Here is a 25,975-nt window from a genome sequence, read left to right as displayed (position 1 = left end):
TCGGGGCGACCCTCCGCCTTGCGATCGCACGCACCGGACACCGCCGGGCCTGCCCTCCGGGCAGACGGCGCTACTTTCGACACACGCCCTAGGGGGCGCCTCGCCGATCGGGCCGGACCGGGCGCCGGACACCGCGGGCCCGGCACGATCGGCGGGACGCCCCCGGGGCCCGTCCGGCGGACCACGGCCGGACGGGCCCCGGCCCCTCCGCCCCGTACGGCCGGAGCCGTCGGTCCTCAGCCCCTCGACCTGAGGACCTTCAGGAACTCCCGCATCCAGACCGGGTGGTCCGGCCACGCGCGGGACGAGACGAGCAGGCCGTCGACCACGGCCGCCGTGTCCCGGAAGGACGCCCCCGCCGCCTGCATGTCCGGCTCCAGGGCCGGGTAGGCCGTGACCCGGCGGCCCTCCAGACTGCCGGTCGCCGCCGTCAGGAGCGGGCCGTGGCAGATCTGCGCGACCGGCTTGTCCGCGTCGAAGAAGGCCTTGAGGATCTTGCGGAGCTCCGGGTCGTTGCGCAGGTACTCCGGCGCCCGCCCGCCCGGGATCACCACCGCCAGGTACGCCCCCGGGTCGACCTCCGAGAAGGCCAGGTCGGCGGGCCAGGTGTAGCCGGGCTTCTCGGTGTAGGTGTCGAAGCCGGGTTCGAAGTCGTGGACCACGAACCGCAGCGTCTTGCGGGCCGGAGCCGCGATGTCGACCTCGTATCCCTCCTCCAGGAGGCGCTGGTAGGGGTACAGCACCTCCAGCGACTCCGCCGCGTCCCCGGTCACGATCAGGATCCTCGCCATGGCTCTCCCCGCTCGCAGAAGGTCGAATGCGTGCCCTGAGGACATGTGTCGCTGTCCATAACGTCAAACTTCCGCCCCCTCTTTTGTACACATACGGCTCATGACGGGGCGGGGGTCGGGAGCGATAGGCTTTCGTCGTGATCAGCGCGATACGCCGAGGGGGCAGTGAAGCCCCCGGCTGCCGCCCGACCCGCTCCGGCGGCCGGGCCGACCGTGCGTGCGCCGATCCCCGCCCGGGCGCGCCACGGTCAGTGGCGGACAACGACCCGGGTTTCTCTCATTCGGGCATGACGTCGTCTTCCGCGGAAACACGACGTGGAGGCGTTGTGCCCTTCCTTCCACCGATGTCGCGCAACGGCGCGCGGCCAGGAGTCAGAGGACATGCAGACCAAGCTGGACGAAGCCAAGGCCGAGCTGCTCGAAAGGGCCGCCCGGGTAGCTGAGCACAGCCCGGTCGGGGGGCGACTCCCGACGGGGCCGGAGGGTTCGGGCGAACGCCCGGACGGCGACACCGTGCTCGAGTACCTCCAGCGCTACTACCTGCACACCGCGCCCGAGGACCTGTCCGACCGCGACCCGGTCGACGTCTTCGGCGCCGCCCTCTCCCACTACCGCCTGGCGGAGAACCGGCCGCAGGGCACGGCGAACGTGCGCGTCCACACCCCGACGGTCGAGGAGAACGGCTGGACCAGCAGCCACTCCGTCGTCGAGGTCGTCACCGACGACATGCCCTTCCTCGTCGACTCGGTCACCAACGAGCTGTCCCGCCAGGGCCGCGGCATCCACGTCGTGATCCACCCGCAGGTCCTCGTCCGCCGCGACGTCACCGGCCGCCTCATCGAGGTCCTGTCGGCGCAGATCCACGGCGAGCTGCCGCACGACGCGCTCACCGAGTCCTGGATCCACGTCGAGATCGACCGCGAGACCGACCGCGCCGACCTCAAGCAGATCACCGCCGACCTGCTGCGCGTCCTGTCCGACGTCCGCGAGACGGTCGAGGACTGGGAGAAGATGCGCGACGCCGCGCTGCGCATCGCGGACGGCCTCGCCGACGAGCCCACCGCCTCCGACCTGCGCCCGACCGAGGTGGAGGAGGCCCGCGAGCTGCTGCGCTGGCTCGCCGACGACCACTTCACCTTCCTCGGCTACCGCGAGTACGAGCTCGTCGACGGCGACGCCCTGTCCGCCGTGCCCGGCACCGGCCTCGGCATCCTGCGCTCCGACCCGCGCCACGGCGGCGAGGACGAGGGCCACCACGCCCACCCCGTGTCGCCCTCCTTCAGCCGGCTGCCCGCCGACGCCCGGGCCAAGGCCCGCGAGCACAAGCTGCTGATCCTGACGAAGGCCAACAGCCGGGCGACCGTCCACCGCCCCTCGTACCTCGACTACGTCGGCGTGAAGAAGTTCGACGCCGACGGCAACGTCGTCGGCGAGCGCCGCTTCCTCGGCCTGTTCTCCTCGGCCGCCTACACCGAGTCCGTCCGCCGCGTCCCGGTCGTCAAGCGCAAGGTCCAGGAGGTCCTGGCGGGCGCCGGCTTCTCCCCGAACAGCCACGACGGCCGCGACCTGCTCCAGATCCTGGAGACCTACCCGCGCGACGAGCTGTTCCAGACCCCGGTCGACCAGCTCCAGTCCGTCGTCACCAGCGTCCTCTACCTCCAGGAGCGGCGCCGGCTGCGGCTCTACCTGCGCCAGGACGAGTACGGCCGCTACTACTCGGCCCTCGTCTACCTGCCGCGCGACCGCTACACCACCCGCGTCCGGCTGCGGATCATCGACATCCTGAAGGAGGAGCTCGGCGGCACCAGCGTCGACTTCACCGCCTGGAACACCGAGTCGATCCTCTCCCGGCTGCACTTCGTCGTCCGTGTCGAGCCCGGCACCGAGCTGGCCAAGCTCACCGACGCCGACGTCGAGCGCATCGAGGGCCGGCTCGTCGAGGCCGCCCGCTCCTGGTCCGACGGCTTCGGCGAGGCGCTCAACGCCGAGCTGGGCGAGGAGCGCGCCGCCGAACTGCTGCGCCGCTACGCCAACGCCTTCCCCGAGGGCTACAAGGCCGACCACTCGCCGCGCGCCGCCGTCTCCGACCTGGTCCACCTGGAGGCCCTCGCCGGCAGCGACGAGGACTTCTCGCTCTCCCTCTACGAGCCGGTCCTCGCGGGCCCCGGCGAGCGCCGCTTCAAGATCTACAAGACCGGCGACCAGATCTCCCTCTCCGCCGTCCTGCCGGTCCTCAACCGGCTCGGCGTCGAGGTCACCGACGAGCGCCCCTACGAGCTGCGCTGCGCCGACCGCACCCACGCCTGGATCTACGACTTCGGCCTGCGCCTCCCGGCCACCAACGGCAGCGGCGTCACCCTGGGCGACGACGCCCGCGAGCGCTTCCAGGAGGCCTTCGCCGCCACCTGGACCGGCGAGGCCGAGAACGACGGCTTCAACTCCCTCGTCCTCTCCGCCGGCCTGAACTGGCGCGAGGCGATGGTGCTGCGCGCCTACGCCAAGTACCTGCGGCAGGCCGGCGCGACCTTCAGCCAGGACTACATGGAGGACACCCTCCGCAACAACGTCCACACCACCCGGCTGCTCGTCAACCTCTTCGAGGCCCGGATGGCGCCGGAGCGCCAGCGCGCCGGCACCGAGCTGATCGACGCGCTCCTCGAAGAGCTGGACGCCGCCCTCGACCAGGTCGCGAGCCTGGACGAGGACCGCATCCTGCGCTCCTTCCTCACCGTCATCAAGGCCACCCTGCGGACCAACTTCTTCCAGAAGGACTCCGACCTGCGGCCGCACTCCTACGTGTCGATGAAGTTCGACCCGCAGGCCATCCCCGACCTGCCGGCCCCGCGCCCCGCCTTCGAGATCTGGGTGTACTCGCCGCGCGTCGAGGGCGTCCACCTGCGCTTCGGCAAGGTCGCCCGCGGCGGTCTGCGCTGGTCCGACCGGCGCGAGGACTTCCGCACCGAAATCCTCGGCCTGGTCAAGGCGCAGATGGTGAAGAACACCGTCATCGTGCCGGTCGGCGCCAAGGGCGGCTTCGTCGCCAAGCAGCTCCCGGACCCGTCCGCGGACCGGGACGCCTGGATGGCCGAGGGCATCGCCTCGTACAAGACGTTCATCTCGGCGCTGCTCGACATCACCGACAACCTGGTCGCGGGCGAGGTCGTGCCGCCGGTCGACGTGGTCCGCCACGACGAGGACGACACCTACCTGGTCGTCGCCGCCGACAAGGGCACCGCGACCTTCTCCGACATCGCCAACGGGGTCGCGGAGGCGTACGGCTTCTGGCTCGGCGACGCGTTCGCCTCCGGCGGCTCGGCCGGCTACGACCACAAGGGCATGGGCATCACCGCCCGCGGCGCCTGGGAGTCCGTCAAGCGCCACTTCCGCGAGCTGGGCCACGACACCCAGACCGAGGACTTCACGGTCGTCGGCGTCGGCGACATGTCCGGCGACGTCTTCGGCAACGGCATGCTGCTCTCCGAGCACATCCGCCTGGTCGCCGCCTTCGACCACCGGCACATCTTCCTCGACCCGAACCCCGACGCGGCCGTCTCGTACGCCGAGCGCCGCCGCCTCTTCGAGCTGCCCCGCTCGTCCTGGGCCGACTACGACACCTCGCTGCTCTCCCCGGGCGGCGGCGTCCACCCCCGCAGCGCCAAGTCCATCCCGATCAACGCGCAGGTCAGGGCCGCCCTCGGCATCGAGGACGGCATCACCAAGATGACCCCGGCCGAGCTGATGAAGGCGATCCTCCGGTCGCCCGTCGACCTGCTGTGGAACGGCGGCATCGGCACGTACGTCAAGTCCTCGGCCGAGTCGAACGCCGACGTCGGCGACAAGGCCAACGACGCCATCCGCGTCGACGGCCAGGACGTGCGCGCGAAGGTGGTCGGCGAGGGCGGCAACCTCGGCGCGACCCAGCTCGGCCGCATCGAGTTCGCCCGCTCCGGCGGCCCCGAGGGCCGGGGCGGCAAGGTCAACACCGACGCCATCGACAACAGCGCCGGCGTCGACACCTCCGACCACGAGGTCAACATCAAGATCCTGCTCAACGGGCTCGTCACCGAGGGCGACATGACCGTCAAGCAGCGCAACAAGATCCTCGCGGAGATGACCGACGAGGTCGGCACGCTCGTCCTGCGCAACAACTACGCGCAGAACACGGCCCTGGCCAACGCCGTCGCCCAGTCGCCGTCCCTGCTCCACGCCCACCAGCGGTTCATGCGCCGCCTGGGCCGCGACGGGGCCCTCGACCGCTCCCTGGAGTTCCTGCCCAACGACCGGCAGATCCGCGAACTCCTCAACAACGACAAGGGCCTGAGCCAGCCCGAGCTCGCCGTCCTCCTCGCGTACACCAAGATCACGCTGGCCGACGAGCTGATCGGCACGGCGCTGCCGGACGACCCGTACCTGTCCGGGCTGCTCCACGCGTACTTCCCGACGCTGCTGCGCCGGGATTTCACCGACGCCGTCGACCACCACCCGCTGCGCCGCGAGATCGTCACCACCGTCCTGGTCAACGACACCGTGAACGCGGGCGGTTCGACCTTCCTGCACCGCCTCCGCGAGGAGACCGGCGCGTCGGTCGAGGAGATCGTCCGGGCGCAGACCGCCGCCCGCGTCGTCTTCCGCCTCGGCCGGGTCTGGGACGCCGTCGAGGCCCTCGACAACGAGGTCCCGGCCGAGATCCAGACCCGGATGCGGCTGCACTCGCGCCGGCTCGTCGAGCGCGGCACGCGCTGGCTGCTCAACAACCGGCCGCAGCCGCTCCAGCTCACCGAGACCATCGAGTTCTTCGCCGAGCGCGTCGAGGAGGTCTGGTCGCGGCTGCCGGAGCTGCTGCGCGGCGCGGACCTGGACTGGTACCGGTCGATCCTGGACGAGCTGACCGGGTTCGGCGTGCCGGAGGAGCTCGCGCGGCGGGTCGCCGGCTTCTCCTCCGCCTTCCCGGCGCTCGACATCGTCGCGATCGCGGACCGGACCGACACGGACCCGCTCGCGGTGGCCGAGGTCTACTACGACCTGGCCGACCGGCTGCGGATCACCGACCTGATGGACCGGATCATCGAGCTGCCGCGCGACGACCGCTGGCAGTCGATGGCCCGCGCCTCGATCCGCGAGGACCTGTTCGCGGCGCACGCGGCGCTCACGCAGGACGTCCTGACGGCCGGCGGCGACAACGCCAGCCCGGAGGAGCGGTTCAAGGCCTGGGAGGAGAAGAACGCGGCGATCCTGGGCCGTGCGCGGACGACCCTGGAGGAGATCCAGGGCTCGGACACCTTCGACCTGGCGAACCTGTCGGTGGCGATGCGGACGATGCGCACGCTGCTGCGCTCGCACGGCTAGGGCGCGTGCGAGGGGCCCCGCCGGTTCTCCGGCGGGGCCCCTCGCACTTTTCCCGCCGGCCTCACTCCTCCGGCGCGGCGGCGACCGTCGAGGTCCACAGGCGGCGGGCGGCGAGCAGGGCCGCGGCGAGCAGCAGGCCGTTGCGGAGCACCATGACGGCGAGGCCCGTGGGAGTGCCGTCGATGACGTCGAAGTAGAGCACGGGGTACGCGAGCGCGCTCAGCGCCGCCGCCGGGAGCAGCAGCAGCGCCACCGGGCGCATCACGGTGTCCCGCGAGGTCAGACAGACGGCGGCGAGCCCGAGCAGCCAGATCATGTACTGGGGACTGATCACCCGGCTGGTGACGGTGAACAGCAGGACGGCGGCGAGGGCCGTGTCGTACGGGGTGGCGGGGGTCCAGCGGTGCGCCCGGATCCGCCAGAGGACCAGCCAGCACAGGGCGGCGGCGGCGAGCAGCAGGGCGAGGTGGCCGAGGGTGGAGACGTACGGGCCGACGTACTCCAGGGCGCCGTAGCGGAACTCGACGCTCCCCGGCCAGACGCCGGCGGACCGGGCGAGCGCGAGGGCCGTGCCGCCGAGGGACTCGATCTGGACGCCCCGGTCGCCCTGCTGGCGCAGGAAGCCGAACGACTCGGAGAAGAACAGCGCGAGGGTGGCGAGGAGCACGGCGGCGGTGACGGCGGCGGCGGTCCACGCCTCCCGGGTGGTGCGGCCCCGGGGCGTGCCCAGGAGGGCGAGCGCCGGCCACACCTTGACCATGGCCCCGATCCCGGCGAGCGCCCCGCCGAGCTGGTGGGCGGCGGTCCTGCGGGCGGTGAGGGCGAGCAGGGCGAGGACGGCCAGGGCGGTGGTCTGGACGTCGTACCGGGCGAGGGGCAGGTGGAGGAGGAGCGGCAGGCCGCAGACCCAGATCCAGGCGCCGTGGGTGAGGCGGGCGCCGTCGGCGCGGGCGAGCGCGAGGGTGACGACCGCGTCGGCGAGGAGGGTGAGGGTGACGAAGGCCTGGAAGTAGGTGAGCCAGGGGAGGACGCCCGGGGACATGATCACGAGCCCGGCCCCCGGCGGGTACTGCCAGGTGGCGTCGCCGGGCGGGAAGGTGCCCGCGGCGAACTTCCCGTACCAGTGCTCGTAGAGCGCCACCTCGCGGGCCACGCCGCCGATGCCGAGGTCGTCGCGGAGCAGCAGCAGGAGCATGCCGGCCCGGGTGAGGAGCCAGACGGCGGCGAGCGCGAGCCGGGGGCCGCTGCCGACCGTGACGAAGGTGGCGGAGGTGAAGGTGTCCGACGTGAAGGGGGAGCGGGTGAGGGCGGGGGGCTCGGTACTCGTACTGGTGGGGCGGGAGGCGTCGGCGGCGGGGCCGGGCGCGGGGGAGCCGGGGGGTTCGGTGCCGGCCGGGTGGGGGATCTGCGGCTGATCGTTCGTCACCCGACCGCACTTTAGCCCGTAATGTCTTTTTTGCCGGTGGTCTTCGCGCCTGACGCGGTGAACTCCTCGTACTTCGCGCCCGACGCGGTGAACTCCTCGTGCGCGGCCACCACCTCCCCCGCCGGGCCGTCCGTCCGGAGCCTCCCCACCCCGCCGCCCCGGGGTGCGCCGACGACCTCGCGCGCTCGGCGGTGGCGGCCCTCAAGCTCCGGCCCCGCCGGGACTCACTTCACCGCGCCCGCCATCACCCCCGACGCGAACTGGCGCTGGAACGCGAAGAACACCACCAGCGGCACCACCATCGACAGGAACGCGCCCGGCGCGAGCACGTCCACGTTGTTGCCGAACTGCCTGACCTGCTGCTGGAGCGCCACCGTGATCGGCGGCGACTGCGAGTCCGCGAAGATCAGGGCGATCAGCATGTCGTTCCAGACCCAGAGGAACTGGAAGATCCCGAGCGAGGCGATCGCCGGGCCGCCCAGCGGCAGCACCACCCGGGTGAACAGCCGGATCTCGCCCGCCCCGTCGAGCCGCGCCGCCTCCAGGAGCTCGCGCGGGATCTCCGCGAAGAAGTTCCGCAGCAGGAAGATCGCGAACGGCAGGCCGAAGGCCGTGTGGAAGAGGACCACCCCGGCGGTCGTCTCGAACAGCCCGACCACCCCGAACAGCTTCGACACCGGAACCAGGGCGACCTGCACCGGCACCACGAGCAGGGCCACCACGCCCAGGAACCACCAGTCCCGGCCCGGGAACTCCAGCCACGCGAACGCGTACCCGGCGAACGAGCCGATCACCAGGACGAGCAGCGTGGCCGGGACGGTGATCAGGACCGTGTTGAGCAGCGAACCGGTGATCGTGTCGTTCGCGAGCAGATGGGCGTAGTTCTCCGTGGTCAGCCGGGCCGGGGCCGCGAACACCTCCCACCAGCCGCTCGCCGCGATGTCGGACGGCGAGCGGAGCGAGGAGAGCAGCAGCCCGACCGTCGGCAGCAGCCAGAACAGGCCCGCCAGGACGAGGAAGACGCGGACCGCGCCGGACGCGGCCGCGGACGCGAGCCGCGCCGCCGGGGAGCGGACCGGGCGGGAGGGCCGGGCGGAGGCGGCGGAACGGGTCGGCCGGACGTCGGTGGCGCTCATCGGCGGGCCTCCCTGCGCATGCGGCGGATGTTCAGGACCATCACCGGGACCACCAGCAGGAGCAGCAGGACGGCGATGGCCGAGCCGACCCCGAGGTCCGCGTCCGTGCCGAAGGACGAGCGGTACAGCTGGAGCGCGAGCACGTTCGCGTCGTCCTGCGCCGAGCCCGGCGCGATCACGAAGACCAGGTCGAAGATCTTCAGCACGTTGATCATCAGCGTGACGAGGACGACCGCGAGGACCGGGGCCAGGAGCGGCACCGTGATCCGGCGGAACACCTGCCACTCGTTCGCCCCGTCCACCCGCGCCGCTTCGAGCAGTTCGCGCGGCACGGCCGCGAGCCCGGCCCCGATCAGCACCATCGCGAACCCGGCCCACATCCACACGTACGCCCCGATGATCGCGGGCGTGACGAGCGACGGGCCCAGCCACTCGACGCCGTTGTACTGCTCCCGGAAGTTGCCCGCGGGCAGCCGCAGCACGGCGCCGTCCGCGCGGTCGGCGGGCAGCGCGAACGTGCCGTCGGCCGCCGCCGTCGCCGTGGCGACCACCTTCCCGTCCCGCACGGCCTCGATCCGCAGCCCCGCGAGGCCCCGTTCGGCCGGGTCGACCTCGTTCGGCCGCCCGCCGCCGCCCCGGGTGAAGTCCAGCCAGGCCGTGCCGGTGATCGTGCCCGGGTCCGTGCCGGCCGGCGGCGCGGCCGGGCGCGCGCCCTCCGGCATCTGCGCCGGCGCCACCCCGACCAGCGGGAGCCGTACGGGCTGCCCGGCCCGCACCGGCTCCTTCGTCACGAACGCGCCGTCCCCGGCCGCCCTCAACGGGTGCACGGGCAGCGGTCTGGCCTTCGGGAAGACCGAGGACTCGGCGAAGGTGTCGTGGACGCCGACCCAGACCGCGTTCGCGACGCCCCGGTCCGGGTCCTGCTCGTACACCAGCCGGAAGATGATCCCGGCGGCCAGCATCGAGATCGCCATCGGCATGAAGACGAGCAGCTTGAACGCCGTCCCCCAGCGGACGCGTTCGGTGAGGACCGCGAAGACCAGGCCGAGGGCGGTGGCGACCGCCGGGGCCACCACCAGCCAGACCAGGTTGTTCCTGACGGCGGTGCGGAGCGAGTCGTCGGTGAACAGGGCCAGGTAGTTGTCGAGGCCGACGAAGGAGGAGCCGGAGCGGTCGAAGAACGAACGCTGGACGGAGTACCCGATCGGGTAGACGACGAGCGCGCCGAGCAGGAGGAGGGCGGGCAGGAGGAAGCCCGCGGCCACGGCCCGGCTCCGCCCCCCGCCCCCGTTGCCCTTCCCTCGGGAGGAGCCCGTTCCGGTCGTGCTCCGCGCGCGCGTGGCGGTGGTGGAGGACATGACCGGCCTCAGCCCTTCGCGGCGGCCCGGTACGCCTTCGCCGCGTCCGCCTCCAGGCGCGCCTGGGTCCCGGCGACGTCCTTCGGGTTCTTCAGGAAGTCCTGGAGCGCCTTCCACTCGCCCTTGCCCGGCGTCCCGCCGAACGACTGCGGCATCTGGTCCGACATGTCGAAGCGGAAGTCGTCACCGGCCCCGATCAGGGCCCCGGCGATCTCGCGCTGGACGTCGTTCGGGTACGCCGACGGGTCCAGGTTCTTGTTCGGGGAGAGGAAGCCGCCCGCGCCCGCCCAGATCTTCGCCGCGTCCGGGGAGGCGAGGAAGGCGAGGAGCGCCTGCGCGCCCTTGGTGTCCTTGAGGGCCACCGCCGCGTCGCCGCCCGTCACCACGGGCACGGTCCCGGCGTCCCCGACCTTCGGGAACGGGAAGACCTTCGCGTCCGTGCCGATCTTCGCCTCGGTCTGCCCGATGTTGACGGCGGCGAAGTCGCCCTCGAAGACCATCGCGCCCTTCGGCTCGGCGCCGCCCGTGAAGGTCTGCGTCACCGAGGCCGGGTACTCCGTCTGCAACGCGCCGCTCGTCCCGCCCGCGAGCAGCGACGGCTTGCCGAACAGCTCGGCGAGCGTGGTCAGGGCGGCGGCGACGGACGGGTCCGTCCACTTGATCTCGTGCTTCGCCAACCGGTCGTACTTCTCCGGGCCCGCCTGGGAGAGGTAGACGTTCTCGAACCAGTCGGTGAGGGTCCAGCCGTCCGCGCCGCCGACCGAGACCGGGGTGACGCCGGACGCCGAGACGGTCTCCGCGGTGGCCAGGAACTCCTTCCAGGTCTTCGGCTCGGTGGCGCCCGCGTTCTCGAAGACGGCGGTGTTGTACCAGACCAGGGACTTGTTGGCGGCCTTGAAGTACACGCCGTACTGGGTGCCGTCGACCGCGCCGAGCTCCTGCCAGCCGCGCGAGTAGTGCGCGGCCAGCTGGGCCTTCGCCTCCGGTCCGGCCGGCTTGAGCCACTTCTGGGCGGCGGCCTGCCGGATCGCGCCCACCTGCGGGAGCATCGCGACGTCGGGCGGGGAGCCGCCCGCGATCTTCGTGCCGAGGAAGTTCACGATCGGGTCCTGGGCGGGCACGAACGTGACGGTCGCGCCGGTCCGCTTCTCGAACTCCTTCAGGACCTTGGTGAAGTTCTCCTGCTCCGGGCCCGTCCAGACGGCGGCGACCTCGATCCTCTCCCCCTTCAGGGGGAGGTCGCCGGTGGGTTTCGCCCCGGGCTCCTCCGTGCCCCCGCCGCCGCAGCCCGCGAGGGCGAGCGCGGTGAGCGCCGTGAGTGCGGTGAGGGTCACCGTGGCCTTGCGTGGACGAAGAGTTGTACGCATTGCTGCCCCGTCTCCTTCGTGCGCCGAGCTGTCCCGTGCCGACAGGTCTACGCCCGGTGATGCGGGGGCCGCAATACCGCCTTCCGTGTCAAGTGGACGATCGTGATTGGCTCGTGACGTGACGTCAGGAGACCTTTCCGGAACGTTTCAGGTGTGGGCGACGGGGGAGAGGGGCGGCACGGGAGTCGCCTCCACCGAGCGGGCCGCCCGGTCGAGCGCGCTCGCCAGGAGCGCCAGGTCCGTCGGTCCGTTGCCCAGCTCGCGGACCGGGCGGCGGGCGGGCGGGTCGCCCATCCGCTCCCACTCCAGCGGGACGACCGTCGGCCGCAGCGTCGCCGTCCGGGGGATCCGGCCGGTGACGCGGCCCGCCTGGAAGGGGGTCACCCGGCCGTCCGGGTGCCCGAGGCGGCCCCGTCCCGCCGCCGGGACGTCCGGGCCCGCCGTCACGGGGGGCGCGTCGAGCACGATCCGCAGCCGGGCGCTGTGGGCCGGCTCGGTGTCGGCGGTGCGGTCCGGGCGGGCCGAGGCCACGACGAGGTGCACGCCGAGCCGCTCGCCGTGCCGGGCGACGGCCTCCAGGGCCCGCACGACGGACCCGGCGGCCGGCCGGCCGGGGGCGCCGAGCGCGGGCGCGACCAGGGCGTCGAAGTCGTCGACCAGGACGACCAGCCGGGGCAGCGCCCCGGCCCCCGCGGACCGCCCGCCCGCCGCCTCGCCCGGGCCCTGCCCCGAGGAGGGCCGCGGAATCCGCACGCCGGTGTCCTCGGTACGGGACGCGCGCCCGCCCGGACGCCCGCCGAGGTCGTCGGCCCCGGCGCGGGACGCGCGCCCGCCGGAACGGTCGGCGAGATCGCCGTCGCGGAGGGCGCGGCTGCCGGGGCGCCCGTCCGGGTCGCCACCGGGCTGAGGGCTCCGCCCGCTCGGGCCGTCGGCTCCGGCGCGGGGCGCGCGCCCGCTGCCGCGTCCGTCGAGGTCGCCCGTGCCGGGGTACGGGCTCCGCCCGCTCGCCCGGCCGCCGAGGTCATCGGCTCCGGTGCGGGGCACGCGCCCGCTGCCGCGCCCGTCGAGGTCATCCGTGCCGGGGTACGGGCTCCGCCCGCTCGGGCGTCCGGTCACGTCGTCCGCGCCCGGGTACGGGCTCCGCCCGCTCGCCCGGCCGCCGAGGTCGTCGGCTCCGGTGTGGGACACGCGTCCGCTGCCGCGCCCGTCGAGGTCGCCCGTGCCGGGGTACGGGCTCCGGCCGCTCGGGCGTCCGCCGAGGTCGTCGGCCCCGGTGCGGGGCACGCGCCCGTCGAGGTCGCCCTCGTCGGTCCGGAGCGTACGGCTGCTGGAGCGGTCCTCCGGGCCGCCCCCGCCGTCCCGGCGCGGCAGCCGACCGCTGGGCGTGTCGGCCAGGAACGCGTCCGCACCGCCCCGGGCCGAGCCGCCGGGGTACGGGCTCCGGCCGCTCGGGCGTCCGCCGAGGTCGTCGGCTCCCGCGTGGGGCACGCGTCCGCTTCCGCGTCCGTCGAGGTCGCCCGTGCCGGGGTACGGACTCCGGCCGCTCGGGCGTCCGGTCACGTCGTCCGCGCCCGGGTACGGGCTCCGGCCGCTCGCCCAGCCGCCGAGGTCGTCGGCCCCGGTGCGGGACACGCGTCCGCTCCCGCGTCCGTCGAGGTCGGCGCCGCCGGGGTACGCGCTCCGGCCCGGCCGGTCGTCCGGTCGGCCCGGGGTCCGGGTGCTCCGGCTGCTCGGGAGGGCGCCGATCGTGCCGTCGCCCGTGCGGAGGGTGCGACCGCTCGGATGGTCCTCGTCCGGGAGGCGGACGGTCGCGCGGGCGCCCCGGGGCACGGACTCCGCCGCGCTCGGGGCGCGCTGCCCGATCAGCCGCTCGGCCACCTGCGGGGCGCGGGCGCCCCGGCGGTCGGCGAAGGGGGTGTCGCCCAGGAGCTCGGCCCGCCGCTTCAGCTCGGCGCCGAGCGCCTGCGCGAACTCCCGCATCCGGACCGGGTCTGAGGCGACCAGGTGCTCGGTGACGTGCGGCAGCTCCGTACAGGCCGCGAGGCCCTCGCCGCGCTCGCCGCCCGCCCCGTCCACCAGGAGCAGGCCGAGCCGGTCGGGGCGGCCGCCCGCCGCGAGCGAGGCGGCGATCGAGCGGAGCAGCTCCGTGCGCCCGCTGCCCGCCGGGCCCTCGATCAGCAGGTGCGGCCCCTCCTGGGTGAGGTCCACGGCCAGCGGGCCGTGCGGGCCCGCGCCCAGGACGGCCGTCCCGTCCCCGGCGGAGGCCCAGCGGGCCATCAGGGAGGCGGGGGTGGCCCGCGCGAGGCCCAGCTCGTCGAGCAGCCGGGAGGCCGGGGGCAGCGCGGCGGCCCGCCCGTGCGGCGCCGCCGGGGTCTCGGGCCGCAGCGGCGCGAGGGCCCGGCCGAACCGCTCGGCCCAGGCGACGGAGACCGCGTCGACCACGCCGACGGTGCCGTGGCCCGCGACGCGCCCGCCCGCCGTGCGCAGCAGCCGCAGCGCCGTCGCCACGTCCCCGCTCAGCAGCGCGGCGGCCCCGCACTCGCGGAACGCGAGGGACGCGGCGCACGCGGCCTCGTAGGTCGCGGCCACCGGCGAGACCGGGGAGGCGGAGGGCGCCTCGGCGAGGCAGAGCAGGTGGATGCCGGCCGCCGCCCCGGCCCCCGCGAGCCGCGCCACGGTCTCGCGCAGCGCCGCCGTGCCCGGGTCGCCGTCCACGACGACGATGGTCCGGGGCCCCTCGTGGCGGGCGGCGGCCTCCGCGACGGACGCGCGGTCGGCGCTGGCCCAGCCGGGCCCGAGCGGGCCGTCGTCGAGCCGCCGGGTCAGTTCGGACGCGCGCGCGTGCGCCTGGTCGCGGTCGTACGCGAGGAGCAGCCGGCAGTCCTGGCCGTGGGCCGGCCGGACGTGCGGCAGCCAGCCGAGCCAGCCCCAGGCGCGCCGCCGCTCCTCCAGGGGGCGGCTCCGGTCGGCGCTGACGAGGACGATCTCCAGGTCGGAGGGGGAGTGCAGGGCGGCGAGCTGGGCCACCACCGAGCGGGCGAACCCGGCGAGCCGGTCGCCGGGGCCGGCCAGGCCGAGAGATCCGGCCTCGCGCAGGCCGACGGTGACCGGCACCCCGGAGAGCTCGGCGCGGTCCGTGGTGCCGAGCCGGACCGCGAGGAACTCGGGGTGGTCCGGGTCCCGCTCCCAGAGGCGGGCGCCGGGGCCGAGGGCGGTGAGCAGGACGGTGGCCGGGTCGGGCCAGGTGTCGGCGCCCGGCCCGGGGCCACGGGTGCCGGTGTCCGCGCCCGGGCGGGCGCCCGCGCGCGTGTCGGGGACCGGCCGCGTCCCGGCGGCGGGCGCCGGGAGCTCCTCGCGGCCTCCGGCGAGGCGCCGGGCCCACGCGCCGAGCCCGCGTCTGCCGCCCGCCCGCGGCGCGGTCGCGGCCGGAGCCGCCGGGGCCCCGCCGCTTCCGGCGGAGCCGTACGGGTCGTGGGGGCCGCCGTCGGGCCCCCGGCCGTGGTCGTGGGGGGCGCGGGAGCCGTGGCCGTCGTACCCGTCGTGGGGGGCGTCGTCGCCCCACGCGAGCGCGTGCCCGCCGCCGTGGGTGGTGTCGGCGTCCGCCGGGCCGCCCGGGGCCGTCCCGGCACCGCCCGCCGGGGCCGTCCGGCGGTCCGCTCCGGCGGCTCCGCGCGCGAGCCGCAGGTGGCCCTCGCCGTCCGGGGCCGTCGCCACCGCGTCCGTACCGCCCGGGAGGTCGTCGCCGGGGTCCGTCAGGCGCAGGGCGGACTCGCCGAGGCGCAGCAGGGCGCCGGGGCGGAGCAGGACCGGGCGCTCGCCGACGGGGGCGCCGTCGAGGGTCGTGCCGTTCGTCGAGCCGCGGTCGGAGACCGTGACCCGGCCGTCCGCGCCGACCGTCACCGTGCAGTGCGCGCGGGAGACGTCCGGGTCGTCGAGCGGGACGTCGGCGTCGACGGAACGGCCGATTCTGATCGCTCCGCCGTGCAGCAGGTGCACCCCGCCCGCGTCCGGTCCCGCCACCACGTGCAGCCGGGCGGCCGCGGCCTCCCCGACCCGGTCGTCCGGTCCCGGGATCTGGAGCGAGAGGACGGCGCCGTCGACCAGCGGGGGCTCCCCGAGCACGCAGCGCCGGCCGTCCAGCCGCTCCGCGCCCGCGTGGAGCACGATCGTGCCCGAGGCGGAGGCCTCGGGGCCCGTGACGGCGGCGGCCAGCTGCGAGGCCACGGCGGAGAGCGCCGTCCCGGCGGGGGCGGTGACGAGCACGTCGCAGGCGCGCGCGGCGCCGTGGCCGGCGTGCGGCGCGAGGACGGTCAGCCGGATCTGCATCGCCGTCAGCGGTCCCTTCTGCGCGACGTGTCCGGCAGGGGGCCGCCCCGTGTCTCCCCCCACCCGGCACGGACGCGTCGTCCGGTACAGGTCGGCACGGCGCGGGGCTCCCGACCCCATCGGTGCGTCGTGCTGGGGGCATCCTCGCACCTGCCACCGACACCGCGCCCGCCGGTCGGCCGTAAGTGATCTTGAATGGTCGGCTGTGGGCGCAAAAGTGCCTGGTTGAGCATGCCTTCGGAACATGCGCGGCAACCGTTCCGGGTGAAGAAGCGTCTTCTTCCGGACAGGACGGGGGTACGTTCCGGACATCTTCGGTCAGGACCCGCCCCCGGGGACGCCCCGCGGACGACCGGCCCGCGACCCGTCCGGACCGGCCGTGATCCGCCGGGCAGGCCCTAAAGTGGGTCGGACACCCGGACGGGTCGCCACGGAGCACGGGGACCGCGGGAACATCACGGGAACCACACCGGGACCACGATCAGCAGGGAGCGCGTGACGTGCGGCCTATCGGCAGCAAGTACCTGCTCGAGGAGCCGCTCGGCCGCGGCGCCACGGGCACCGTCTGGCGAGCCCGCCAGAGGGAGACGGCGGGCGCCGAGGCGGCCGTGGCCGGCCAGCCCGGCGAGACCGTCGCGATCAAGGTCCTCAAGGAGGAGCTGGCCAACGACGCGGACATCGTGATGCGCTTCCTGCGCGAGCGGTCCGTGCTGCTCCGGCTCACCCACCCGAACATCGTGCGCACCCGCGACCTGGTCGTCGAGGGCGACGTCCTCGCCCTCGTCATGGACCTCGTCGAGGGCCCCGACCTGCACCGGTACATCCGGGAGAGCGGCCCGCTCACCCCGGTCGCCGCCGCGCTCCTCACCGCCCAGATCGCCGACGCGCTCGCCGCCAGCCACGCCGACGGCGTCGTCCACCGCGACCTGAAGCCGGCCAACGTCCTGCTCGCCGAGCAGAACGGCGAGATGCACCCGATGCTCACCGACTTCGGCATCGCCCGCCTCGCCGACTCCCCGGGCCTGACCCGCACCCACGAGTTCGTCGGCACGCCCGCGTACGTGGCGCCCGAGTCCGCCGAGGGCCGCCCGCAGACCTCCGCCGTCGACATCTACGGCGCGGGCATCCTCCTCTACGAGCTGGTCACCGGCCGGCCGCCGTTCGCGGGCGGCACCGCCCTGGAGGTCCTCCACCGCCACCTCAGCGAGGAGCCGCGCCGCCCCTCGACCGTGCCCGGCCCGCTGTGGACGGTGATAGAGCGCTGCCTCAGCAAGGACCCGGACCGGCGCCCGAGCGCCGTGAACCTCGCCCGCGGCCTGCGCGCGGTCGCCGCCGGCATCGGCGTGCACGCCACGCCCGCCCAGATCGAGGCGGCGGACGGCGTCGGGGCGCTCCTCGCCCCCGACCCGGCGCCCGCGCCGGTCCCGGAGACCCCCGGGGCCGCCGACCCGACGCAGGTGATGTCCCACGGCGCACCCGGCTCCGCCGACCCCACCCAGGTGCTGCCCGCCGGGGCCGGCGCGCCCCCGCGCCACGACCCCGCCGGGGCGACCGGCGTCCTGCCGACGGGCGGCCCGGGCGGCGGCGCCGACCCGACGGCCGTCATGCCCCCCGTCCCGCCGGGTCCGCCGCAGGCCGGACGGGGCGGCCAGGGCGAGGAGCCGCACCCCTGGCAGAACCAGCTCCGCGCCGCCCGCGACCGCAACGAGCAGACGCAGGTGCAGTACCTGGACCCGAGCGAGGACCCCCTGCGCCGGCGCCCGCAGCGCCGGCCGCAGCAGCCCCCGCACCCGCCGGGCAACCAGCAGCGGCAGCAGCAGCCCCCGCCGTACCAGCAGCAGCAGCCGTCGTACCAGCAGCAGCGGCCCGCCCCGCAGCGGCCCGCGCCCCAGCCGTACCAGCCGCAGCACCAGCCCCAGCAGTACGCGCCGCCGCCCGCCCCGCAGCAGCAGTACGCCCCGCCCCGGCAGCAGTACACGCCCCCGCAGCCGCCGCCCCAGGCCCCCGCGCCCCGCGAGCCGCGTCCGCCGCGCGAACCGCGCCGGCGCAGCGCCAACCCGGTCCGGATCCCGGGCCTCGGCTGCCTCAAGGGCTGCCTGGTCATGATCGTCCTCTTCGTGGTCGCCGGCTGGCTCGTCTGGGAGCTGACCCCGCTCCAGAGCTGGGTCGCCGAGGGCAAGGGCTACTGGGAGGCGATCGGCGACGGCGTCTCGTCGTTCACCACCTGGGTCTCCGACCTGTTCGACAGCGCGAGCACCGGGACCGGCACCGGAAACACGGGTGCTACCGGCGGTACGGGACAGTAATACTGTTGATTTGTCGACTTCCGAGGGGTGTTTTCCCCCCGGAAGTGACGACCGGCGCCCGCGGACGCGTACGTTTGGCGTGAACCGCAGCCGCTGAGGGAGCAGTCTTGGCACGGAACATCGGCAGCCGCTACACCGCCCACCAGATCCTCGGGCGGGGCAGCGCCGGAACGGTGTGGCTCGGCGAGGGCCCCGAGGGGCCCGTCGCCGTCAAACTGCTGCGCGAGGACCTGGCCTCCGACCAGGAGCTCGTCGGCCGCTTCGTGCAGGAGCGGACCGCCCTGCTCGGCCTCGACCACCCGCGCGTGGTCAAGGTCCGCGACCTCGTCGTCGACGGCAACGACCTCGCCCTCGTCATGGACCTGGTGCGCGGCACCGACCTGCGCACCCGCCTCGACCGCGAGCGCCGGCTCGCCCCCGAGGCCGCCGTCGCGATCGTCGCCGACGTCGCCGACGCCCTGGCCGCCGCGCACGCAGCCGGGGTCGTCCACCGGGACGTCAAGCCCGAGAACATCCTGCTCGACATGGAGGGCCCGCTCGGCCCCGGCGGCGCCCATCCCGCCCTCCTCACCGACTTCGGCGTCGCCAAGCTCATCGACACCCCCGGCCGCACCAAGGCCACCCGGATCATCGGCACCCCCGACTACCTCGCCCCCGAGATCGTCGAGGGCCTCCCGCCGCGCGCCGCCGTCGACATCTACGCCCTCGCGACCGTCCTGTACGAGCTGCTCGCCGGCTTCACCCCGTTCGGCGGCGGCCACCCCGGCGCGGTCCTGCGCCGCCACGTCACCGAGACCGTCGTCCCGCTCCCCGGCATCCCCGAGGAGCTGTGGCAGCTCCTCGTGCAGTGCCTCGCCAAGGCCCCGGCCTCCCGGCTGCGCGCCTCCGAGCTCGCCGCCCGCCTCAAGGACGTCCTGCCGCTGCTCAAGGGCATCCCGCCGCTGGACGTGGACGAGCCCGACGCGGAGCCGGCCCCGGAGGCGCACGAGGAGGACGGGTACGCCGCCCCGGGCGCCGCCGAGCCCGGCCCCCGCCGGGCCGCCGTCCCGCTCGTCCCCGGCGCCTCCCCCGACTCCCACCGCGACACCCACACCTCCATGCGGGTCCCGGCCCCCGACGAGCTCTCCGGCGGCCCCCTCGGCACCGCCCGCGCCCCCCGCCCGGCGGGCGCCCGCCGCCCCGGCTCGGCCCGCCACAAGGCGGGCGCGGTCCGCAAGCGCCGGATCACCCTCGCCGTCGCGGCGGTCGTGCTCGCCGGGGCGCTGGGCGTCGGCGGCTACCTCGCGGCCTCCGGCGACGGCGAGGCCCCGCCGCAGGACTCCAAGCAGTCCTCGCCCCTCCCGTAGGGGGCGTTCGCCCGGTCGGGGCCCCGGGAGACCGGCCGGACACCCCCCGGCGGTCGCGGGTTCGGCTCCCCGCCGGGAGCCGTTACGCTGGACGCGTGGCAGTCGTCGACGTATCCGAAGAGCTGAAGTCCCTCTCCTCGACCATGGGGTCGATCGAGGCCGTCCTGGACCTCGAGAAGCTGAGGGCCGACATCGCCGTGCTCGAAGAGCAGGCCGCGGCCCCGTCCCTGTGGGACGACCCGGAGGCGGCGCAGAAGATCACGAGCAAGCTTTCGCACCTCCAGGCCGAGGTCCGCAAGGCCGAGACCCTGCGCGGGCGGATCGACGACCTCGGGGTGCTCTTCGAGCTCGCCGAGGAGATGGACGACCCGGACACCCTCGCCGAGGCCGAGGCGGAGCTCACCTCCGTCCGCAAGGCCCTCGACGAGATGGAGGTCCGCACCCTCCTCTCCGGCGAGTACGACGAGCGCGAGGCCCTGGTCAACATCCGGGCCGAGGCCGGCGGCGTCGACGCCTCCGACTTCGCCGAGCGGCTCCAGCGCATGTACCTGCGCTGGGCGGAGCGCCACGGCTACCCGACCGAGATCTACGAGACCTCGTACGCGGAGGAGGCCGGCATCAAGTCGACCACCTTCGTGGTGAAGGCCCCGTACGCCTACGGCACCCTCTCCGTCGAGCAGGGCACCCACCGCCTCGTCCGCATCTCGCCCTTCGACAACCAGGGGCGCCGCCAGACCTCCTTCGCGGGCGTCGAGGTCCTGCCGGTCGTCGAGTCCTCCGACCACGTCGAGATCGACGAGTCCGACCTGCGCGTCGACGTCTACCGCGCGTCGGGCCCCGGCGGCCAGGGCGTCAACACGACCGACTCGGCCGTGCGCATCACGCACCTCCCGACCGGCATCGTGGTCTCCTGCCAGAACGAGCGCTCCCAGATCCAGAACAAGGCGAGCGCCATGAACGTCCTCCAGGCCAAGCTCCTGGAGCGCCAGCGCCAGGAGGAGCGCGCCAAGATGGACGCGCTCAAGGACAGCGGCAGCTCCTGGGGCAACCAGATGCGCTCGTACGTCCTCCACCCGTACCAGATGGTCAAGGACCTGCGCACGGAGTTCGAGGTCGGCAACCCGCAGTCCGTCCTGGACGGCGAGATCGACGGCTTCCTGGAGGCGGGCATCCGCTGGCGCAAGCAGCAGGACAGGTAGTCCGCGGCTCCTCTTCGGCCGGGCCCCGCACCGACACGGTGCGGGGCCCGGTCCGTTCCGCCCGCGCCTCCCGCGCGCGACGTTCCGTATTCGCTGCCGCAAGCGGAAGACGGGCCGTCAGGACGCTTTGTCGACAAGGGAACTGGCGCGGCGGGGCCCGTGGTTCGGGGTTTACGTCACAGTTGCATCGTCGCATGTCGGTCAGCCGGTGATCTTTCGGGCATCGCACGCGCAACGACCTTGACGCCTCTTCGGAAACTCGGAAGGGTGACGCACTGGCATGCGCATTTCCGGGGCGCGTGTGAACGGGGGCCGGTCCGGTCGTGACGCCGCCCCTGCCGCGCAGGCCCCGAGCGCTGCCCCATGACGAGATGAGCTACTGGGGGTAGCAGCCAGATGACCAACAAGACGCGAGTCCGCCTGGTGCGGATCGCGGCCAGTGCCGTGATCATCGCCGGTGCGTCCCTGACGGCGGCCGGTGCCGCGCAGGCCGTCGACGGTTTCGGTTCGGACGCGGACCGGTCCGGGGAGATCAGCATCCAGGACGGCAACGAGGGCGACACCGACGGCACCACGATCCTCGGCCAGACCGTGGGCGGCGCCGCCGCTGACGGCGGTGCGGCTGCCGACGGTGGCGCGGCCGCCGATGGTGGCGCGGCTGCTGACGGTGGCGCGGCTGCTGACGGCGGCGCCGCCGCCGCTGACGGTGGCGCTGCGGCTGACGGTGGCGCTGCGGCTGACGGTGGCGCGGCTGCCGATGGTGGCGCTGCGGCTGACGGTGGCGCTGCGGCTGACGGTGGTGCTGCCGCCGACGGTGGCGCGGCTGCCGATGGTGGCGCGTCCAACAACGGCGGTGCTGCCGCCGACGGTGGCGCGGCTGCCGATGGTGGCGCGTCCAACAACGGCGGTGCTGCCGCCGACGGTGGCGCGGCTGCCGACGGTGGCGCGTCCAACAACGGTGGTGCGTCCAACAACGGTGGCGCGTCCAACAACGGTGGCGCGTCCAACAACGGCGGTGCGTCCAACAACGGCGGTGCCACCACCACCAACGGCGGGGCCACCACCAACGGCGGCGGTTCCACGACCTCCGGCGGCGGTTCCACGACCTCCGGCGGCGGTTCCACCACCGGTGGCGGTTCCTCCGCCGACGGCGGCGCCGGCACCTGCACCGTCGACCTCGACGGCGCCGAGTGCGTCGACACCAACAGGCCCGACACCAACAACGCCGGCTCGCAGCCCGTGCAGCAGGGTCAGGCCAAGGAGGAGCTCGCCGAGACCGGCGCGGCCGAGACCTCGTTCCTGATCATCGGCGCCGCGACCATGATCGCCGGCGGCATCGGCTTCCGCATGCTGCCGCGTCTCGTCGCCGGCGGCCGTACCGCCGCCTGACGCCTCCGCGCGTGAGCAGGGCATGACGAAGGGCCGGGGAGGCTTCCTCCCCGGCCCTTCGGCCGTTCTCCGGCTCGTGCGGGCCGTCCGGGCGGCCCTAGGCCGTACGGACCGCCGCGAGCAGCGCGATCGCCGCCAGCAGGGCGATCGCCACCGTCAGCAGCATGGCGGGGGAAAGACCCTGGGGGGTCAGTCGCTCCCGGTTCGCGCGGCAGACGGGGCAGCGGCCCTCGGCGACCGGGGCCGCGCAGTTGGCGCACACCAGTCGGTCGTAGGTCATGCGCTCTCCTCCTCCCGCACTGGGGTACCCACCAGGGCAACGACCGGAGGTATCCGGACGTTCCCCTACCACTGTGCCAGCTCCGCGCCGTTTCGGCGCGCCCCGCCGGTCCGTCGTGGTCCGCCCGGAAGGGCGAAAAGGATATACCGCGCAAGCCAGGACCGCGACTGCGAGGGCCGTCCCCGGTCGCGTAAGGTCACGCACACCTACTCCCGGCCGACCGTGGTGCATCCGTGATCCGATTCGACAACGTCTCCAAGTCCTATCCGAAGCAGAACCGCCCCGCGCTCCGGGACGTGTCCCTGGAGATCGAGAAGGGGGAGTTCGTCTTCCTCGTCGGTTCCTCCGGCTCCGGAAAGTCGACTTTCCTGCGGCTGCTCCTGCGTGAGGAGCGCGCCAGTCAAGGCCAGGTGCACGTCCTCGGCAAGGACCTGGCCCGGCTGTCCAACTGGAAGGTGCCGCACATGCGGCGCCAGCTCGGGACCGTCTTCCAGGACTTCCGCCTGCTGCCCAACAAGACCGTGGCCCAGAACGTGGCCTTCGCCCAGGAGGTCATCGGCAAGCCGCGCGGCGAGATCCGCAAGGCCGTCCCCCAGGTGCTCGACCTGGTCGGCCTCGGCGGCAAGGAGGACCGGATGCCGGGCGAGCTGTCCGGCGGTGAGCAGCAGCGCGTCGCCATCGCCCGCGCCTTCGTCAACCGGCCCATGCTGCTGATCGCCGACGAGCCCACCGGCAACCTCGACCCGCAGACCTCCGTCGGCATCATGAAGCTGCTCGACCGCATCAACAGGACGGGAACCACCGTCGTCATGGCGACCCACGACCAGAACATCGTCGACCAGATGCGCAAGCGCGTCATCGAGCTGGAAAAGGGTCGCCTCGTCCGCGACCAGGCGCGCGGCGTCTACGGATACCAGCACTGAGCCTGTAGCGAGTAGGAGAAAGCAGACCCATGCGCGCTCAGTTCGTGCTCTCCGAGATCGGCGTCGGCCTCCGGCGCAATCTCACGATGACCTTCGCCGTCATCGTCTCCGTGGCCCTCTCGCTCGCCCTGTTCGGCGGCGCGCTGCTCATGCGCGAGCAGGTCAGCACGATGAAGGACTACTGGTACGACAAGGTCAACGTCTCCATCTACCTCTGCAACAAGGCCGACGCGGCCACGGCCGGAAAGTGCCCCAAGGGCGCGGTCACCGGCCAGCAGAAGGACCGGATCGAGGCCGACCTGAAGAAGATGGACATCGTCGAGACCGTCCACTACGAGACGTCCGACGAGGCCTACAAGCACTACAAGGAGCAGTACGGCGACACCGCCCTGGCCTCCGTGGTGACGCCGGACCAGATGCCCTCGTCGTTCCGGGTCAAGCTCAAGGACCCGGAGAAGTACAAGGTGGTCGCCACGGCCTTCGCGGGCCGGGACGGCGTCGAGTCGGTCCAGGACCAGCGGAACATCCTGCAGAACCTCTTCGACCTGATGAACGGCATGAACATCGCCGCGCTCTGCGTCATGGGCCTGATGCTGGTCATCGCGCTGATGCTGATCGTCAACACCGTGCGCGTCTCGGCCTTCAGCCGCCGCCGCGAGACGGGGATCATGCGGCTCGTCGGCGCGTCCAGCTTCTACATCCAGATGCCGTTCATCATGGAGGCGGCCTTCGCCGGACTCCTCGGCGGCGGCGTCGCGTGCCTGCTGCTGCTCGTCGGCCGGTACTTCCTGATCGACCACGGCATCGCGCTCGCCGACAAGGTGCAGCTCATCCAGTTCATCGGCTGGGACGCCGTCTTCGCCAAGCTGCCGCTGGTGATCGCCATCGGCCTCCTGATGCCCGCCGTGGCGGCTCTCATCGCGCTGCGCAAGTACCTGAAGGTGTGAGAAGACACCCCTCTTCGCGGATGGCGTCGTACGGCCAAAGCCCGTGCGGCGCCATCGCCTTGTCCTAGAGTGGGCGACATGCCGGACGGCACCGACCTTCTCTGTATCCGGCCCCGCGGAGTGCTCCGTGGGGCCGTTCTGACGTTGGTCTTCACCGGCGTCCTCGCCACCGCCGCCGCCACGGGCTCGCTGCCCCGGCAGGAGCCGGCCGCCAAGCGGGCCGGGGCGTCCCCGGACGCGGGACAGCGGCCCGAGGACCGAGCCCCCGTCGACAGCGCCGCCCTGCGCCGCGCCGCCGCCGCGGCCATGGCCGACGGGAAGTCGGGCAAGAAGGCCGCCGAGGAGTTCGTCAGCCGCAGCGGCGACCGCTGGGGCGCGGTGTACGACAAGCGGGAGTACGAGGAGTTCGAGCAGGCCCTCGACGGGGCCTACACGGGCGTCGGGCTCTCCGCGGGCCGGACCGGCGGCGACCGCGTACGGATCACCCGGGTCCAGACCGGCGGCCCCGCCGCGCGGGCCGGGCTCCGCACCGGCGACCGGCTCGTCTCCGTCGACGGGCGCCCGGTCGACGGCCTCTCCGTCTCCGAGGTCGTCGCCCTGCTGCGCGGCGACGGGGTGCCGGGCTCGTCCGTCGCCCTGCGGGTCGAGCGCGGGCGCGCCGCCTGGACGCAGAGCCTGCGCCGGGCCCGGCTCGCGACGGACCCGGTGTCCGTCCGCCGCCTCGACGACGGGGCCGTGCTGATCCGGGTCGAGGCCTTCACCAAGGGCGCCGGCACGCGCGTGCGCGACGCGGTGCGGGAGGCCCCGGCCGGCGCCGGGGTCCTCCTGGACCTGCGCGGCAACGCGGGCGGCCTGGTCGCCGAGGCCGCCACCGCCGCCTCCGCCTTCCTGGACGGCGGGCTCGTCGCCACGTACGACGTGGAGGGCGAGGAGCGGGCCGTGTACGCGGAGGGCGGCGGCGACACCGAGCGGCCCCTGGTGGCCCTGGTCGACGGGGGCACGATGAGCGCGGCCGAGCTGCTCACCGGCGCCCTCCAGGACCGGGGCCGGGCCGTCACGGTCGGCTCCCGGACCTTCGGCAAGGGCTCGGTCCAGATGCCGAGCGCCCTGCCCGACGGCTCGGTCGCCGAGCTGACCGTCGGCCACTACCGCACGCCCGCCGGGCACGCCGTCGACGGGCGCGGCATCACCCCGGACCTGACGGCGGGGGAGCGGGCCGAGGAGCGGGCGAGAACGGTATTGAGTGGCCTCGGAGGGGGCTCGTAGTGCGAAAATGACCGCACTATGGCAAAGGGACTCGTGAACGTGCAGGGCAAGCCTGCCAAGAAGAACCAGGACAAGGCGCCGGAGCGCAAGCTGATCGCGCAGAACAAGAAGGCGCGCCACGACTACCTCATCATCGACACCTACGAGTGCGGTGTGGTGCTCATGGGCACCGAGGTGAAGTCGCTGCGGATGGGGCGGGCCTCGCTGGTCGACGGCTTCGTCCAGATCGACGGGGGCGAGGCGTGGCTGCACAACATCCACGTACCGGAGTACATGCAGGGCAGCTGGACCAACCACTCGGCCAAGCGGAAGCGCAAGCTGCTCCTGCACCGGGAGGAGATCGACAAGCTGGAGGCGAAGTCGCAGGAGACGGGTCACACGATCGTGCCCCTCGCCCTGTACTTCCTGAACGGCCGGGTCAAGGTCGAGATCGCCCTCGCGAAGGGCAAGAAGGAGTACGACAAGCGCCAGACCCTGCGCGAGAAGCAGGACACGCGCGAGACGAACCGCGCCGTCGCGGCGGCCAAGCGGCGCCAGCGCGCGGGCCAGTCCCTCTAGCCGGGGGGCCG

16 protein-coding genes are annotated in these 25,975 nt (G+C 74.0%); 9 read left to right on the top strand and 7 right to left on the bottom strand.

Features of this window, described 5'->3' with window-relative positions; translation table 11 throughout:
- Positions 1 to 236: 236 nt before the first annotated feature.
- On the bottom strand, positions 237 to 791 hold the full coding sequence (locus ACIQKA_RS22335; protein ID WP_383155920.1) for a DJ-1/PfpI family protein: 555 nt from the start codon (positions 789 to 791) through the stop codon (positions 237 to 239).
- A 381-nt stretch (positions 792 to 1,172) separates the two neighbouring features.
- Here ACIQKA_RS22335 and ACIQKA_RS22330 point away from each other — a divergent pair, with 381 nt between their 5' ends.
- Positions 1,173 to 6,137, top strand: a complete 4,965-nt coding sequence (locus ACIQKA_RS22330) for an NAD-glutamate dehydrogenase (RefSeq protein WP_383440256.1) — start codon at positions 1,173 to 1,175, stop codon at positions 6,135 to 6,137.
- Between the two features lie 61 nt (positions 6,138 to 6,198).
- Here ACIQKA_RS22330 and ACIQKA_RS22325 read toward each other — a convergent pair whose 3' ends face one another.
- The 5 genes from ACIQKA_RS22325 to ACIQKA_RS22305 form a co-directional block, all read right to left on the bottom strand.
- Positions 6,199 to 7,563, bottom strand: coding sequence for a glycosyltransferase 87 family protein (locus ACIQKA_RS22325; RefSeq protein WP_402542063.1), 1,365 nt, complete (start codon positions 7,561 to 7,563; stop codon positions 6,199 to 6,201).
- A 224-nt stretch (positions 7,564 to 7,787) separates the two neighbouring features.
- Positions 7,788 to 8,699, bottom strand: coding sequence for a carbohydrate ABC transporter permease (locus ACIQKA_RS22320; protein ID WP_383155925.1), 912 nt, complete (start codon positions 8,697 to 8,699; stop codon positions 7,788 to 7,790).
- Entirely contained in the window at positions 8,696 to 10,057 is a 1,362-nt protein-coding gene (locus ACIQKA_RS22315; protein WP_383155927.1) for a carbohydrate ABC transporter permease, read from the bottom strand. Before ACIQKA_RS22315 ends, ACIQKA_RS22320 begins: the two co-directional genes overlap by 4 nt.
- Positions 10,058 to 10,065: 8 nt before the next feature.
- A complete protein-coding gene (locus ACIQKA_RS22310) occupies positions 10,066 to 11,424 on the bottom strand; it encodes an ABC transporter substrate-binding protein (RefSeq protein WP_390112421.1) in 1,359 nt (452 codons plus the stop codon).
- 147 nt (positions 11,425 to 11,571) lie between these two features.
- Positions 11,572 to 15,750, bottom strand: coding sequence for an FtsK/SpoIIIE domain-containing protein (locus ACIQKA_RS22305; protein ID WP_402542061.1), 4,179 nt, complete (start codon positions 15,748 to 15,750; stop codon positions 11,572 to 11,574).
- A gap of 500 nt (positions 15,751 to 16,250) precedes the next feature.
- Between ACIQKA_RS22305 and ACIQKA_RS22300 the strand changes: the two genes are divergently transcribed.
- The 4 genes from ACIQKA_RS22300 (at position 16,251) to ACIQKA_RS22285 (ending at position 21,990) form a co-directional block, all read left to right on the top strand.
- Positions 16,251 to 18,056, top strand: a complete 1,806-nt coding sequence (locus ACIQKA_RS22300) for a serine/threonine-protein kinase (protein WP_402542059.1) — start codon at positions 16,251 to 16,253, stop codon at positions 18,054 to 18,056.
- 107 nt (positions 18,057 to 18,163) lie between these two features.
- Positions 18,164 to 19,402, top strand: coding sequence for a serine/threonine-protein kinase (locus ACIQKA_RS22295; protein WP_383155935.1), 1,239 nt, complete (start codon positions 18,164 to 18,166; stop codon positions 19,400 to 19,402).
- Positions 19,403 to 19,497: 95 nt separating this feature from the next.
- A complete protein-coding gene (gene prfB / locus ACIQKA_RS22290) occupies positions 19,498 to 20,601 on the top strand; it encodes a peptide chain release factor 2 (protein WP_383155937.1) in 1,104 nt (367 codons plus the stop codon).
- A gap of 396 nt (positions 20,602 to 20,997) precedes the next feature.
- Positions 20,998 to 21,990: a hypothetical protein gene (locus ACIQKA_RS22285; RefSeq protein ID WP_402542058.1), complete on the top strand. Its 993-nt coding sequence runs from the start codon at positions 20,998 to 21,000 to the stop codon at positions 21,988 to 21,990.
- A 97-nt stretch (positions 21,991 to 22,087) separates the two neighbouring features.
- Here ACIQKA_RS22285 and ACIQKA_RS22280 read toward each other — a convergent pair whose 3' ends face one another.
- The gene (locus tag ACIQKA_RS22280) at positions 22,088 to 22,270 is read right to left on the bottom strand and encodes a hypothetical protein (RefSeq protein ID WP_053648388.1); all 183 of its coding nucleotides are present in this window, start codon (positions 22,268 to 22,270) and stop codon (positions 22,088 to 22,090) included.
- A 233-nt stretch (positions 22,271 to 22,503) separates the two neighbouring features.
- On the opposite strand from ACIQKA_RS22280, the gene ftsE reads away from it, so the two are divergent.
- The 4 genes from ftsE (at position 22,504) to smpB (ending at position 25,964) form a co-directional block, all read left to right on the top strand.
- A complete protein-coding gene (gene ftsE, locus ACIQKA_RS22275) occupies positions 22,504 to 23,193 on the top strand; it encodes a cell division ATP-binding protein FtsE (protein ID WP_053648390.1) in 690 nt (229 codons plus the stop codon).
- A 29-nt stretch (positions 23,194 to 23,222) separates the two neighbouring features.
- Positions 23,223 to 24,140 carry a permease-like cell division protein FtsX gene (gene ftsX, locus ACIQKA_RS22270; protein WP_383155943.1) on the top strand — a complete coding sequence of 306 codons (918 nt, stop codon included), beginning with the start codon at positions 23,223 to 23,225 and terminating at the stop codon, positions 24,138 to 24,140.
- 78 nt (positions 24,141 to 24,218) lie between these two features.
- Entirely contained in the window at positions 24,219 to 25,406 is a 1,188-nt protein-coding gene (locus ACIQKA_RS22265) for a S41 family peptidase (protein WP_383155946.1), read from the top strand.
- Between the two features lie 18 nt (positions 25,407 to 25,424).
- Complete coding sequence (smpB, locus tag ACIQKA_RS22260) at positions 25,425 to 25,964, top strand: SsrA-binding protein SmpB (RefSeq protein WP_351969821.1); 540 nt, start codon at positions 25,425 to 25,427, stop codon at positions 25,962 to 25,964.
- Positions 25,965 to 25,975 lie beyond the last annotated feature (11 nt).

Source organism: Streptomyces sp. NPDC092045, from assembly GCF_044756005.1.
GTDB lineage: Bacteria > Actinomycetota > Actinomycetes > Streptomycetales > Streptomycetaceae > Streptomyces.
This window is presented reverse-complemented; position numbering and strand designations above follow the sequence as displayed.